This is a genomic window from Candidatus Fermentibacter sp. (assembly GCA_030373045.1).
Lineage (GTDB): Bacteria > Fermentibacterota > Fermentibacteria > Fermentibacterales > Fermentibacteraceae > Fermentibacter.
Genome location: JAUCPW010000007.1, coordinates 13,810 through 27,557 on the forward strand (window position 1 = coordinate 13,810; position 13,748 = coordinate 27,557).

General features: G+C 66.7%; 12 protein-coding genes. All 12 read left to right on the forward strand.

Features of this window, described 5'->3' with window-relative positions; genetic code table 11:
• Positions 1 to 32: 32 nt before the first annotated feature.
• Positions 33 to 305, forward strand: coding sequence for a hypothetical protein (locus tag QUS11_02145; protein MDM7992093.1), 273 nt, complete (start codon positions 33 to 35; stop codon positions 303 to 305).
• Positions 306 to 336: 31 nt separating this feature from the next.
• Positions 337 to 3,615, forward strand: coding sequence for a PAS domain S-box protein (locus QUS11_02150; protein MDM7992094.1), 3,279 nt, complete (start codon positions 337 to 339; stop codon positions 3,613 to 3,615).
• 27 nt (positions 3,616 to 3,642) lie between these two features.
• Positions 3,643 to 4,290, forward strand: coding sequence for a peroxiredoxin (locus tag QUS11_02155; GenBank protein MDM7992095.1), 648 nt, complete (start codon positions 3,643 to 3,645; stop codon positions 4,288 to 4,290).
• Positions 4,291 to 4,293: 3 nt separating this feature from the next.
• Positions 4,294 to 4,800: a flavin reductase family protein gene (locus tag QUS11_02160; GenBank protein ID MDM7992096.1), complete on the forward strand. Its 507-nt coding sequence runs from the start codon at positions 4,294 to 4,296 to the stop codon at positions 4,798 to 4,800.
• Between the two features lie 112 nt (positions 4,801 to 4,912).
• Complete coding sequence (locus tag QUS11_02165; GenBank protein MDM7992097.1) at positions 4,913 to 5,668, forward strand: glycosyltransferase family 2 protein; 756 nt, start codon at positions 4,913 to 4,915, stop codon at positions 5,666 to 5,668.
• Entirely contained in the window at positions 5,652 to 7,118 is a 1,467-nt protein-coding gene (locus QUS11_02170; GenBank protein ID MDM7992098.1) for a glycosyltransferase family 4 protein, read from the forward strand. The genes QUS11_02165 and QUS11_02170 overlap by 17 nt, the downstream gene beginning before the upstream one ends.
• Positions 7,115 to 8,734, forward strand: a complete 1,620-nt coding sequence (locus tag QUS11_02175) for a hypothetical protein (protein MDM7992099.1) — start codon at positions 7,115 to 7,117, stop codon at positions 8,732 to 8,734. The genes QUS11_02170 and QUS11_02175 overlap by 4 nt, the downstream gene beginning before the upstream one ends.
• A gap of 1 nt (position 8,735) precedes the next feature.
• Positions 8,736 to 9,842 carry a glycosyltransferase family 1 protein gene (locus tag QUS11_02180; protein ID MDM7992100.1) on the forward strand — a complete coding sequence of 369 codons (1,107 nt, stop codon included), beginning with the start codon at positions 8,736 to 8,738 and terminating at the stop codon, positions 9,840 to 9,842.
• Positions 9,839 to 11,080 carry a glycosyltransferase family 4 protein gene (locus QUS11_02185; protein ID MDM7992101.1) on the forward strand — a complete coding sequence of 414 codons (1,242 nt, stop codon included), beginning with the start codon at positions 9,839 to 9,841 and terminating at the stop codon, positions 11,078 to 11,080. The genes QUS11_02180 and QUS11_02185 overlap by 4 nt, the downstream gene beginning before the upstream one ends.
• Positions 11,077 to 12,297 (forward strand): glycosyltransferase family 2 protein, encoded by a 1,221-nt coding sequence (locus QUS11_02190; protein ID MDM7992102.1) that lies wholly within the window; start codon positions 11,077 to 11,079, stop codon positions 12,295 to 12,297. The genes QUS11_02185 and QUS11_02190 overlap by 4 nt, the downstream gene beginning before the upstream one ends.
• A complete protein-coding gene (locus tag QUS11_02195; GenBank protein MDM7992103.1) occupies positions 12,281 to 13,072 on the forward strand; it encodes a hypothetical protein in 792 nt (263 codons plus the stop codon). The genes QUS11_02190 and QUS11_02195 overlap by 17 nt, the downstream gene beginning before the upstream one ends.
• Positions 13,059 to 13,748: hypothetical protein (locus tag QUS11_02200; protein ID MDM7992104.1), on the forward strand; the 690-nt coding region annotated here is incomplete at its 3' end. The genes QUS11_02195 and QUS11_02200, both read left to right, overlap by 14 nt.

Genomic DNA, 13,748 nt, shown 5'->3' on the forward strand with positions numbered 1-13,748 from the left:
CGCCCTCCATATTACCCCCGAAAGGGGGGCGCATGTCCGAGGGAACAGTCTGCGGAACATGGTCTGCGAGGCTCGCCGGAAGGGCCGCCATACTCGCCAGGCCCGAAAGGGTCAGGCTCGACAGCCCCGGGGGGGTCGTCGCAGCGGTATTCGAATGCGCTGATGCGGTGCCGCTCTCGGCTCCGGGCAGGATGTGGATACTCGAGGACGGTCGGCGTTCGATGCTGATGAAGACGCTGTCCGTGAAGCATTGCAGGGGGAAGGTGCTGGTCCTGGCAGGCGGTGGAGCCAGGCCCGAGGGATGACACTCCGCGCTTTTCTCATAATGTAAGCGTCATGGTCCGCTCCCGGGGAAGCGAGAAGCTCGACGAGGAACCTCGCGCCTGCAGCGACGGAGCTTCCGACGCCGCCGGCATTCCAGGCGAGGCGTCCGACTGCGCCGTCAGGATGAGGAGGCGCGGTTCCGAGCCCGAGGAGAACGCCCGTTTCGCGGATCTCGTCCCCCCCATGCTCGCCGCCACGAGGCAGCGGATCGCCGAGATAGAGGAGGAGGTCATCCGCGGCTCCTCCGGGCCGGTTTCCGAGAACATCGTCGAGGACGGATCGAGCAGGTTCTTCCACGTCAGGGCGCTCGAGGGCCCGGACGGGCTTCCCGCGGGAACGATCGCCACGGGCTTCATGAATCCCTCCGAGGACAGCGGCGAGATCATCCAGCTCCTCCATCGCACGCTCTATATGATCACCACTGCATCCCCCGTCTCCGCGGGCGACCTCGCCAGGGCGCTCCCGTTCATCGCGGAAGCCGCAATGGAGGCCTCGAGCGTCGACAGGGTGAGCATCTGGGTGCTCGAAACCGCAGGCTCCACTCCCGCTCTGAGGTGCATCGCGCTGGAAGACCGCGAAGGCGGGGCGACCCCGGCCGACATGCCGCTGCTCGAGGCCCCGTCCTATGTCGAGATGCTCTCGAAGGAGAGGATCATCGAATCGGCCGACGTTGCTTCGGACCCGAGGTTCTCCGAGTTCATGGAAGGCTACTTCGGGCCCTGCGGCATCACCTCGACCCTCGACGCACCGATCCACATGGAGGGCTCCGTCGCCGGCGTGATCTGCGTCGAGAGGACGAAGTCCGGACCGAGGCCCTGGATGCTGCAGGACCAGGTCCTGGCGGCGTCCCTGGCCGAGATCACGAGCATGACGATGGAAACCGCGAGGCAGACCGAGGTCAGCCTCGCCCTCGACAGGCTCCAGGCCGAGAAGGCAATGCTCCTCGACGGCGTGGAGGACGTGGTGATGCACATCTCGCCCGACCTCCGCATCCTCTGGGGCAACAGGGCCGCAGCCTCCGCCATGTGCCCCGGGCACAACCCCGCGCTTCCGCCCGGTCTCGACGAACTGCTCGAGGCCAGGCTGCCCGAAGGCGTGCGGGAGGCCCTGGCAGTCGCCGGACGAGAATTCACCCGCTCCGAGATGGAGTACCCCGACTCCAGGTTCAGGTTCACCTCGGTGTCCAGGCTCGCGGGTGACGAAGGCTATGTGCTGTTCGCCCACGACGTCACCGAACGCAGGCATTCCACCAGGCTCCAGGACGCGACCCGCCGGATCATCGAAAGCGGGCTCACCTCCATGGATTCGTCCACCCTCTACCGCGAGATCCACTCGATCATCTCCGAGGTGGTCCCGGCCGACAACTACTACATCTCCCTCTACGACCCCATCAACGACATCCTCTCGTTCCCCTACTACGTCGACAAGTACACCACTCCGCCCGAGCCCAGGAAGCCCGGCAGGGGCTTCACCGAGATGGTGCTGCGCGGCGGCAAGCCCCTCTTCCTGTCGGAATCGGACATAGCCAGGTACATCAGCGACGGGCAGACCGAACTCATCGGGGTTCTCTCGAACTGGTGGATGGGCGTTCCGCTGACCGTCGGCGACAGGGTGTTCGGCGTGATGACGGTGCAGAGCTATTCCGGCGGTTCGATCGACCAGAAGATGAAGGACGCCCTGCTGACCCTCGCCGGAGCGGCGGCCCTGGTCATCGAGAAGAGGAAGACCGAGGACTCTCTCAAGGGCAGCGAGTCGAGGTACCGCGCCCTGGCCGAGAACGCCAAGGACGGGATCGTGCTCATCACCGACGGCCGGGTGGTGTACGTCAACGACACCCTCGCAGCCATGCTCGGGTATCCCGCCGCGGCCTACATCAACCATGACTTCTCCGAATTCGTGGCCGAATCCGAGAGGGCCAAGGTCGTGTCGCGGCACTTCGCGAGGATCAGGGGGGGGCAGGTCCCCGGCATCTACGAGACCGTGCTCAAGAAGTTCGACGGAACCGAGATCCCGGTCGAGCTCAACGTCTCGATCATCTCCGACCAGGGGAAGCCGGGAGTGCTCGGCATCATCCGCGACATCTCCGACCGCCGCAGGATCGAGGACGAGAAGCGGATGCTCGACAGGCAGATCCAGCACTCGCAGAAGCTCGAGAGCCTGGGCGTGCTGGCGGGGGGCATCGCCCACGACTTCAACAACCTGCTCATGGGCATCCTGGGCAATGCCGGCCTGGCCCTGATGGAACTCCCCCCGGAATCGCCGGTGAGGAGGACCATCGAGAGACTGGAGACAGCCGCGCTGCGGGCCGCCGAACTGACGAACCAGCTCCTGGCCTACTCGGGTCGAGGCAAGTTCATGGTCGAGCCGGTGGACATGAACAGGGTGATAGAGGAGATGGTGAACCTCCTCCAGGCCGCCATCCCCAAGAACGTAGTCCTGAGGCTCGACCTCGCTCACGAGCTCGACATGATCGAAGGCGACGCCACACAGCTCAGGCAGATCGTGATGAACCTGATCATGAACGCCGCCGAGGCCATCGGCGAGCGGAGCGGGATCATCACCATCGCCACGGGCATGACATATGTGGACAGGCCCTACCTCTCGGGCACCTACATCGACGAAGACCTGCCCGAGGGCCCCTATTCGTTCCTCGAGGTGTCCGATACCGGATGCGGGATGGACGAGAAGATCCGTGCGAAGATCTTCGATCCGTTCTTCACCACGAAGTTCACAGGGCGCGGCCTCGGGCTTGCGGCCGTACTGGGCATCGTGCGCGGCCACCGGGGCACGCTCAAGGTCTATTCCGAACCGGGCCGCGGAAGCAGCTTCAAGATACTCCTCCCGGCTATTGGCGGCAGGGCGGCGGACCCCCAGCAGCAGACCGACCAGGCCGTTATAGGCCGGGGGACGACGGTGCTGGTGGTGGACGACGAGGAGACCGTGAGGACTGTCGCTCGGCTCTCCCTCGAGAAGTGCGGCTTCGGCGTGCTCACCGCCGTGGACGGCAGGGACGGCGTCGAGATCTTCCGCGAGAACCCCGGCCTGGTCGACCTGGTCCTCCTGGACATGACCATGCCCCACATGAACGGGGAGGAGGCCTTCAGGGATCTCCGCAGGATCAGGCCCGACATCAAGGTCATCCTTTCGAGCGGATACAACGAGATGGATGCGGCGGGGCGCTTCTCGGGCAAGGGGCTCGCCGGGTTCATCCAGAAGCCCTATCGGCCTGTGGACCTGATCGCAAAGGTGAGATCGGTGATCTCCCCGGATGCGGACAAGGCCGGGAAATGACGGAACGGGGCACCCGGGGAGGCCTGCATGCTGCTTCTAGGTGAGAGGTTTCCTGAGTTCAGGGTCAGGACGACGCATGGTCCGATGTTCATCCCCAACGACCAGGCCGGCAGGTGGTTCATCCTGTTCAGCCATCCCGCCGACTTCACGCCTGTCTGCACGACGGAGTTCGTTTCCCTCCAGAAGAGGCTCGGGGAGTTCAGATCGCTCAACTGCGACATCATCGGGCTGAGCATAGACCAGGTCTTCTCCCACATGAAGTGGACGGAATGGATCAGGGAGAAGCTCTCGGTCGACATAAGGTTCCCCGTGATCGCCGACGACACCGGCGAGATGGCCTCCGCCCTCGACCTCATACATCGCGGGAAGGGCACGAATACGGTCAGGGGAGTCTTCATATCCGATCCCAAGGGCATCCTCAGGGCGATGCTCTACTACCCCCAGGAACTTGGCCGGAACACGGACGAGATACTCCGGATGGTGCAGGGCCTGCAGATCTCCGACAAGCACGGCGTCGCCATGCCGGCCAACTGGCCGAGGAACGAGCTCATAGGCGGGAACTTCATAGTCCCGCCCCCCACCGACGAGGCCGGCGCGAAGGAGAGGACGAAGCAGTACGAATGCTACGACTGGTGGTTCTGCCACCGCAGGATGGGCGACCAGGGCGGGAGGTGAGCATTGGACAGGAGCGCATTCCACAGCCTCAGCTACGGGATGTACATAGTGGCGACAGGATCTCCGGAACTGCGCAACGGGCAGATCTGCAACACCGTCTTCCAGATCACGTCGGAACCGGCCGCGATCGCAATAAGCATCAACAAGCTGAACTACACGCACGAATGCCTCGGATCGGCAGGTTCGTTCAGCGTGTCCGTGCTCGAGGAGGACACCCCGATGACCTTCATCGGGAGGTTCGGGTTCAAGTCGGGCCGTGACATCGACAAGTTCGAAGGAATCGCGTTCAGGACGAGTTCCTCGGGATGCCCCGTGGTACTGGAACACGCGACTTCGTTCATCGAGTGCCGCATCCGCGAGAAGTTCGACTGCGGCACCCACACGCTCTTCCTGGGCGAGGCCGGGGACGCGGGCATGCTGACCCAGGCCAGGCCCATGACATATGCCTACTATCACATGGTGAAGAAGGGCAGATCGCCGGACCGCGCCCCAACCTTCATCGGGAAGTAGTTCCGGGAGCCGATGCATCCGACGAGGGACCCCCTCTGCGGGGGGACGGACCCAGCCTGTTCATGCCGGCATTCAAAGGGCAGGTGAACGCGTGTCTGAAGCGCCGGGAACCATGAGCCCGACCCCGGTGGCGACCGGAGACGGGATCAGCCTCTTCATGCCCGCATACAACGAGCAAGCCAACGTGGCCTTCATGATAGGCCGCGCTCGGGAGGTGCTCGAGTCGCTGGGCGTCCCGTGGGAGATCATAATCGTCGACGACGGCTCGACGGACGGAACCGTACGCGAGACACTGTCGGCCGGTGCCGGCGATCCGAGGATCAGGGCAGTATCCCACGGCAGGAATCTCGGATTCGGGATGGCCATCCGGACGGGGATAGGCAGCTCAACCATGCCCTGGATCTTCTACACGGACTGTGACGGCCAGTTCGAGCTCGGCGAGCTGTCGCGCATATGGGCGGACCGTGAGCGTTCGGACATCGTGTCGGCCTACAGGCGCAACAGACGCGATCCCGGCCTCAGGCTCGCGTATTCCCTCGCCTACAGCACCCTGACATGGATCCTGTTCACAGGGGGTTTCAAGGACGTCGACTGCTCGTTCAAGCTGTACCGGCGGTCGATCTTCGACAGGGTCAGGCCCAGGTCTACCTGCGGCGTGATCGATCTCGAGATCCTCACCCTTGCCCGCGGGATGGGATACAGGGTAAGGCAGGTGCCGGTGTCGCACATGGAGCGCAGGGCGGGAGAGGTCTCCTTCGAGACGTTCCGCAGGGGATTCTTCGCCTGGGTCAGGATAGGGGCGATCGCGGAGATGTTCTCCCAGCTCATGGCGTTCAGGATCAGGGCCTGGCGTGGCGACGTCTCCTGAAAGGCGCCTGCGCGACTCCACGGGCCGTCCGACCTGCGCGATGTTCACTCCGCTGCCGCCCCTCGCCACGGGGGTCGCGACCTACTCGCTCAGGCTGATCCTCCTGACCCGCGACATCATCGACTGGAAGGTCTTCTTCGAGGAAGGCTCCGATCCGGCGCTGCTGCCGGCGGACGTCATGCATGCGCCTCTCTCGACCGCCCGCACGGGCGACCTGCCGAGGTCGCGCGTCTTCATGCTTGGCAACTCGCCCGAGTGTGCGGGCACGGCTTTCGCGCTCATGGAGCACCGCGGCTGCGGCGTCTTCCACGAGACCGTCATGCACCACATGCTCAGGTTCTGCTGCCTCCGGGACGGCAGGATCGACCTCTACAGGCGGCTCCTGGGGTTCGACTACGGGCCGGACGCGAAGGCCGTCGAGAGATCCCTTTCGCGGAGGATGCCGCCCTCGAGCTTCGATGCACTGCTGAAGCGGCATCCGCTCGTCGGAAGCCTCGTTCATGCCTCTGATCCGACAGTCTGCCTCAACGCAGAGGCGGCCGACGCGCTGGGAAGGCTCTCGGGCGGCAGGAGAGTCTTCGTCGTCGGGCATCCCCTCGATCCTCCCGCCGGACCCGTACTCCCGCCTTCCGCCTTGGATTCACCGGTGGCCGGTATGGTCGGGGGCGGGCATCCCGGCAGAAATGCGGATGTCTTCGTCGAGGCCCTCCACATCCTCAGATCCTCCGGTCTCCCGGTTTCCGGCGCCCTGATAGGAGGCGGCTGGCCGGGGGACCTTCCCGGGTGGGTCACGAATACCGGCAGGCTGGACGACGCCCGATACCAGGGCTGGATAAGGGCGCTGTCGGTCGCGGTGGATATCAGACACCCCTCCTGCAACGAGACTTCGGGCAGCCTGCTGGAGGCTATGAGGGCCGGCGTCCCGGCGGTCTTGACGGACAGCGGCCCCTTCTCCAGGATCGATTCCGGGGCGGTGATGAGGATTCCTTCACCCCCCGACGCGAAGTGCCTGGCTGCCGCCATCCGAAGGGTCCTGACCGATCCCGCCCTGGCGGCCGGGCTCTCGGCCGGCGGCTCGAGGCATGCGGCAGCGGAGAGCTCTCCGGAGAGGGCACGATCCGACTGGCTCAGGATAGCGGCGATGGAGCCCCCTCCCGACCCGTTCACCATCCCCGGCCCGGGTTCGCTCGCGGCCGCACTGCACGACCCCCCGCAGGGCTTCTCCTCCGCTCCCCGGCCGGATACCGGACCTTCCTGCTGGTCCTTCGAGGGCACGGTCGTGCTCGATCCGCCACCAGGAAGGCCGGTCTGCCTGCTGTCCGCCTCGGGAACCGGCAGGGCGGGCTCGGAGCCCCTCCAGAGGGAGCCGCGCGTATTCGAACTCAGGGGCAGGGTGGTCCTGGAGGGAAGCGGCAGGGTTTCCCAGATCACATGGATGGAGGCGCGTTGAGATACGCCGCTTTCGCAGCCGCTCTTGCGCTGTCCGCGGCACCGTTCGTCGCCGTGCTCGCAGGAGGGCTGGACGGCTTCATAGGCGTGCCCATGCCCGATCCGCCGGTGCCGGGAGATTCGGACACCTACGAGCAGGCCTGGCATTTCTGGTGGGTCGGCACATCCATCCGGGCGGGGAACGATCCCAGGATCTGTCCGCTGATCGGCCTGCCCGAACCGTACTCGCTGGTCGGGAGCAACGTCGGGTGGCCGGACGCCGTCCTGTTCGGCCTGGCCGGATCATCCGACCTTCAGGGCGCCGCGTTCTGCTCTCTCCTGTGGGGCACCCTGCTGATGGCCTCGGCGGGTTACCTCTTCGCGGGGTCATGGGGGCTCGGACCGCTGCCGTCGGCCCTAGTGGCCGTACTCTCGGCATGGGCTCCGGCGAGGACGGCGCACCTCCTGCAGCACTACCACATCGCCGGATTCGGCTGGGTGCTGCTCTCGATGGCCCTGCTGAGGATGTTCCTGACAGGGGGCCGGCGCCGTCTGCTTCCGGCATACGCCCTCTCGATGCTGATCGCCTCGACTCAGTCGGCCTACCATACGCTCTTCGGAGCCCTCGGCTCGCTTCTCGTGGCCGTCTCGACAATCGCCTCCAGGAGGACACCCCCGTCAAGGACGGCGTCCGCCTCCGGAGCATTCGCTGTCGCGATGATCACATCCTATCTGTTCTTCGCATCGTTCCCCGGAGACATGCCGCCCGGCATGGGAAGGGCGGAGGCGGTCTACTGGTCCGCAGAACCGGTGTCATTCCTGCTCCCGTCTCCTTTCGGAATCCCCTGGGCGCTCTCGGGAGAAGATCCCACGATGCCCTGGATGCCCAACCTGTTCGAGGGTGTCGTGACTCCGGGCCTGACCGTCCTGCTGCTGGCTCTGCTCTACCTCTTCCGCGGCCGCTCCCGTGCAGCCATTGCGGCCTGTGACGGGAAGGGCCTGATCATCCTCGGCATCCTCTCGGTGATCCCGTTCACGCTGGCACTCGGCCCCTGGCTCAAGTTCATGGGAGTGCCGGCCGGCATCCCGCTCCCGTTCGCCATCGTCCAGGACATGCCTCTGCTCGAGGGGGCCAGGTCGCCCTCCAGATTCGCCATCCTCGGAACCTGCATGCTGGCAGTGCCCGCCGCTGCAGCCGCATTCTCGATGGGCCGGAGGGCTGGCTGCGCAGCCGCCCTTCTCGCGATTCTCGAGCTGGTTCCTCCCCGGCTGCCCACGATCAGCGGCACTATCCCTTCCGTCTACCGGAACGGGCAGCCCGGCGGAACCGCGCTGGAGATCCCGGCCACCGAGATGGCGAGGCGCCACGGATACTTCATGACGGCCGACGGCAGGGAGAGGCCCGTCTTCTTCCATACCAGGAGGAGCGCGGTCGTCCCCGATGTCTTCGATCCTTTCCGGATCGACTCTTCCGACTCAGTGAGCGTCGGGGATGCTTTGGCGACCGGAGTCGGCATCATCCTCTACAACCGCTGGATGTACGACGCGGAAAGCCTGGAGGGGATGGATGCCCGCTTCGCAGCCCTGTTCCCGGGCGCCTCGACCGAGGACTCTGTGTGGGTCTGGACGCGGGACTGAGATGAAGGCCGTACTGGACATGACCATCGTCGCCCACGCCCTGGGCGGGGTAGGCAGGTACACCCTGGGGCTCGCGCGCGGCCTCTCGCGAAGGGCCGGCGAACTGGGTCTCGAGGTCTGCTTCGTCGACGTCCCCGCGGCCAGGAGGGGCACCCTGCCGCCGTGGCCTGGAGCCCTCGAGCTGGCCGATCCCTTCTATTCGAGGATCCGGGGATTGGCCAGGGCATCGGGCATGATCGGGCTGGAGCGCATCACGCGTGGCTCCAGGATAGGAAGGCTTGCGGACGCCGACCTCTACCACGTAAGCGGGGTCCAGCCGCGATACCCGCGCGGCCGCGCGGCGGTGCTGACGTTCTTCGATCCCTCGGCCCTCGAACACCCGGAATGGCACACCCCCGACACCGTGCGCTACGCCCGTGCCGAGGCGGACATGGCCCGCCGCGGTGCGGCCCTGCTGGCCATCTCCGAATGGGCTGCGGCGCGGGCACGCGCGATCTTCGGCCCCGGCAGCCTGATCGGGGTGGCCGGAGGAGCGGCCGACGGCATTTTCTCCCCCGGCGAGCCCGATCCCTCGGTTCTAGGGAACCTCGGCCTGGAACCGGGCGGATACCTGCTCCATGTCGGGAACTACGTACCGAGGAAGAACATCCCTCTGCTTCTCGAAGCGAGATCCCTCGCAGCCTGCAGAGGCGCCGGCATGCCGCTGGTGCTGGCGGGTGCGGGCGGCTGGCGGGAGCCCGACGCGCGAGCCCCCGGGGTCCTTGCGCTGAGGGCGGTGTCGGATTCGACGATGCTCTCCCTCTACCGGGGGGCGAGGGCCCTGCTGCTGCCCAGCCTCTACGAGGGGCTCGGGCTGCCCGCCCTGGAGGCGATGGCCTGCGGAACGGGAGTGGTCGCCTCCGATGCGACGGCACTCCCCGAGACGCTCGCAGGCTGCGGAATGCTCCTGCCTCCCGGAGATGCCGGGGCATGGGCCGATGCCATCGTGGCGCTCGAGGCGGGCGGGCTCGCTTCGGAGCTGGCCTCGAGAGCCCTCGGGAGGCCCCGCCAGACATGGGATTCCGTGGCGGAGAGGGCGTGCGCCTTCTACCTGGAGGCTGCGCGATGAGGATCCTCCACCTCGTCCACAGGTCCCATCCCTTCCACGGAGGCGCGGAGAGGTATGTGCTCGAGCACGCCCTGGCCTCCTCGAGGTGGGGCCACGAGAGCGTGATAGCGACCACCGACGCCTGGGACATCTCGCTCTTCGCCGATCGGAAGGCAGCCAGGATTCCCAAGAAGAGGGAGATGCTCGGAGACGTCGAGATCCTGAGGTTCAGGGTCGTCCATCCCCCCCTGTCGCCTCTGCTCAGGGCGTCCCTGCGCCGCCTGCTGCCCGGGGGGCCGGACAGATTCTTCCACCCGAACCCGTTCATCCCCTCCCTCGGAAGGTATCTCACGCCCGACAGGGGCTTCGCCTTCGTCCACGCCAACGCGATGCCCTTCCTCATCTACCAGGGGTTCAGGCATGCGCGTGCCCACGGGTGCGGGATGGCGGCGGCCCCCCACGCCAACATCGGCGAGCGGTTCAGGCGCCTGTCGGACATTCGCTACTTCGCCGGGATGCAGCCCGGGATACTTTCGAGCTGCTCCTTCGCGGTGGCCCAGAGCAGGTTCGAGGAGGGGCTGTTCCTCGAGATGGGGGTTCTTCCGGAGAGGATCCACATCTCCGGCAGCGGAATCGAGCCCACGGAGTTCGAGAGCCCGGACATCGCCAGGGCCCGGCGCCGCCTCGGCTTCGACGGCCCGTACGTCCTCTCCATGACTTCCCACTGCGCCGACAGGGGCACCGGGCATCTCCTGGAGGCCTCCAAGTCCCTCTGGAGAGCAGGCCTCGACTTCGTGCTGGTGCTCGCCGGCCCGGTGGCTCCGGGCTTCAGGGCGGATCTGGAATCGGCACTCGGGGATGTCGAACCCGGGCGCGTCGTGCTCACCGGATACGTCGACAGGGACGAGCGGGCCGGCATCATCGCCGGGGCGGACGTCGTCGCGCTGCCCTCCAGGCTCGACTGCTTCGGGATCATCCTGCTGGAGGCCTGGGCCTGCGGGAGGCCGGTCATCGGCTCCTGGGCCGGCGCCATGCCCGACATGGTCGACGACGGACGCAACGGCTTCCTCGTCCCGTTCGGGGATGCGGTCACCCTTGCCGACAGGATGGCGAGGCTCCTCGGGAATCCCGGCATGAGGTCCTCGATGGGTGCCCTGGGAAGGGTCATGGTAATGCGCGAGAGGACGTGGAGGAAGGTGACGGACCGCTTCTACGGCAGGTTGTCGGAATGCATCCGTCCCGGAGAGGGACGGCCTTGAGCAGGTCGACTACTGCCCTGGTCGTAACGTTCAACTCCTCGAAGGTGGCGGGAGAGCTGGCCGCGACCCTGGACTCGCTCGCGGACCGCTGCGGGGCGGTGGTGGTGGACAGCGACTCCCGGGACGGCACCGTGGATCTCCTCGGCAGGCTCATGCCGGGCATCCGCATCATCTCGACGGGAGTGAACCGGGGATTCGGAAGCGCATGCAACGTCGGGCTGTCGAGGGTGGACACGCCCTATACGCTCCTGCTCAACCACGATGCGCGCATCGACGCCGCCTCCCTCGAACTGCTCGAGCGCTGGCTCGATGCGAACCCGGGCACGGCGGCGGTCCAGCCTCTCATCAGGGCCTGGGGCTGGCCCGAGGTGACGGCGAGCCGGGGGATGGGCATCACGGGGATGTACGAGGGCTACGACCTCGGCTTCATGAGATTCGAGCCGGGGCCGGGGGGTGGCCCGGTCAGGGGGGCGGGGGCGACCGCTGCGGTATCCCTCTGGAGGACGGACGTCCTCTCGTCCCTCTCGGGATTCGATCCGGGCTTCTTCATGTACTTCGAGGACGTGGACCTCTGCATCAGGGCGCGCCTCCGGGGCTGGAGCCTGGACGTGCTGCCCGAAGCGGAGGCGCAGCACATGGTGGGTGTCGCGAGCAGCCGTTCGTCGGCCGGGGTCTGGGAGGTCCGCTCGGCATGCAGGCTCGCTATGAAGTACGGGCGCGACCCGGGCAGGGCGAGGATGACCCTCCTCGCGCGCGAGATCCGCTCACTGGCCGCCATGAGGAACGGGCTGCCGGCATTCCTGAGAAGGGTCGCCGCCATCGCGGCCGAGAACGCCCGGAGGACCGGAGAAGTGTTCGAACCCTCGTCGAAGCCTCCATCCGAACTGCCCCCGGAGAGGAGCCCGCGTCCCTTCCGGCTCGATCCCGGAGGCATCATCGTCTCCGGGCCGGGGTGGATCTCCGGACATGCAATGGGCGGATACGGGGCCTTTACCGCCGGTTCGGGATGCAGGCTGACCGTGGACATGGAATCGCAAGGCGGTCCGGTGACCGGCAGGCTCTACTGCGGAAGCGAGCCGGGAGCAGCCTTCCGGACCGATTCGCGCGGGAGCCGCTTCTCGTTCATACTCGGGCCGGGCAGGCACTGCCTCGCCGCGGACGACAGGAACTCGGTCATCCTGATATCCGGGATGAGGGTGGATGAGCAGACGGGCTGACATCACAGCAATCCTCCGGTGCGCCGCCTGGGGCCTGGGAGCCGTCGCACTCCACATGGCGGCCGGAGGCCGGCCCTGGACTGCCGCATCGCTCCTCCTGGCGGCCTCCGGAGCCGCTTCCATCGAAGGGGGCGGGATCGCCAGGGCTGCATGCCTCATGCTGATCTCCGCCGGAGCATCCTTCCCGCAGGCAGCCGGATGGCTGACGGCGGCAGCGGCATTCCTCGGGATAGCCTGCGGAACAGGGTTCATGACGAGAGCCCTCCTGGCCCTCTCGATCCCCCCGGCGTTCCAGGGCTCGGCTTCGACGGCCGTGGCAGTCGCGAGTTCCGCGGCAGTCCTGTCGGCGTTTTCAGACTCCAGGCAGGCGAGGACGCTGGCGATCCTGGCCGGAGTGGTGCTTGCTATGCTCGTGGAAGGCCCTCCCCGTCCAGGCCCCGAGGCCGAGATCGTCATACAGGAGACCATGAACGGTCCCGGAATCTCCTGGGAGACGTTCCATGTCGACGGATCGAAGCCCGTCGCGCTGCTGCGCACTCCAGGCATGGAGCGGGGGACTGCCGACCTGGTCTTCGAAGCCGGTGGAGTCAGGGATTCCATGCCGGTCGGCCTGGTCTTCGCATCCGAGGGGGTGTTCTCCATCCCGCCCGGGAGGAGCGTCTTCGAACTGCCGCTGGACGGGGGCATCGTAGAGGTCCGCCTTGCCAGGAGATACCGGCCCTTCGAGCACCCGGTGATACACGTCCTGGAGGCGCACGCCCGTGCGGATTCCTGACATCGCCGCCCTGAAGAGGATGATCCCCGGCGGATTCGCCGCCCATGCCGCAGGTGCGGTCTTCCTGTTCCTGTTCTGGCGCATCGCGGGCATGCCCGACCCGGGTCTCGCCGGGCGGCTGATCCCGCTGGCATGGCTCCTTGCCGGTTTCGTCTCCCCGCACACGGGACCGGGCAGGGCAGGCGCGGCAGCCCTCGTCGTATCGGCGGCGACGGGATTCTTCTGGGCGATCTCGGATCTCGCGGCAGCCGTCTCGATGGCCTCGATGACCGCAGGCCTGTTCCCTGCGATGATCCGTTCGTTCCGCAGGGGGGGCCGCCATGCCGCATTCGCCGTCCTGCCCCTGGCGCCGTTCATCCTCCTGTCCGTCCCGTTCACGGGCGACGAACCCCTGAACGCCGCACTCTGCGAAAGCATCTTCCTCGACGGCGACACCGACGTCTCGGACAATCTCAGGCAGATCGACAGGTGGGCTTCGGTCTCGCCGGAAGCGGGAGCCCCCGTCGCCGGGATCAGCCATCAGCAGCCCCTCTTCTCCCTGCTCCTCGTCCCGGGCCTGTGGTTCGGGATACCGGGGTACAGGATCCTGCCCCTGATCGTCTCGATACTGGCCGCGTGGCTCGCCGGGAGATGCGCAGGGGCGGCCGGATCGAAGGATGGCGCCATGGCTGGTGCG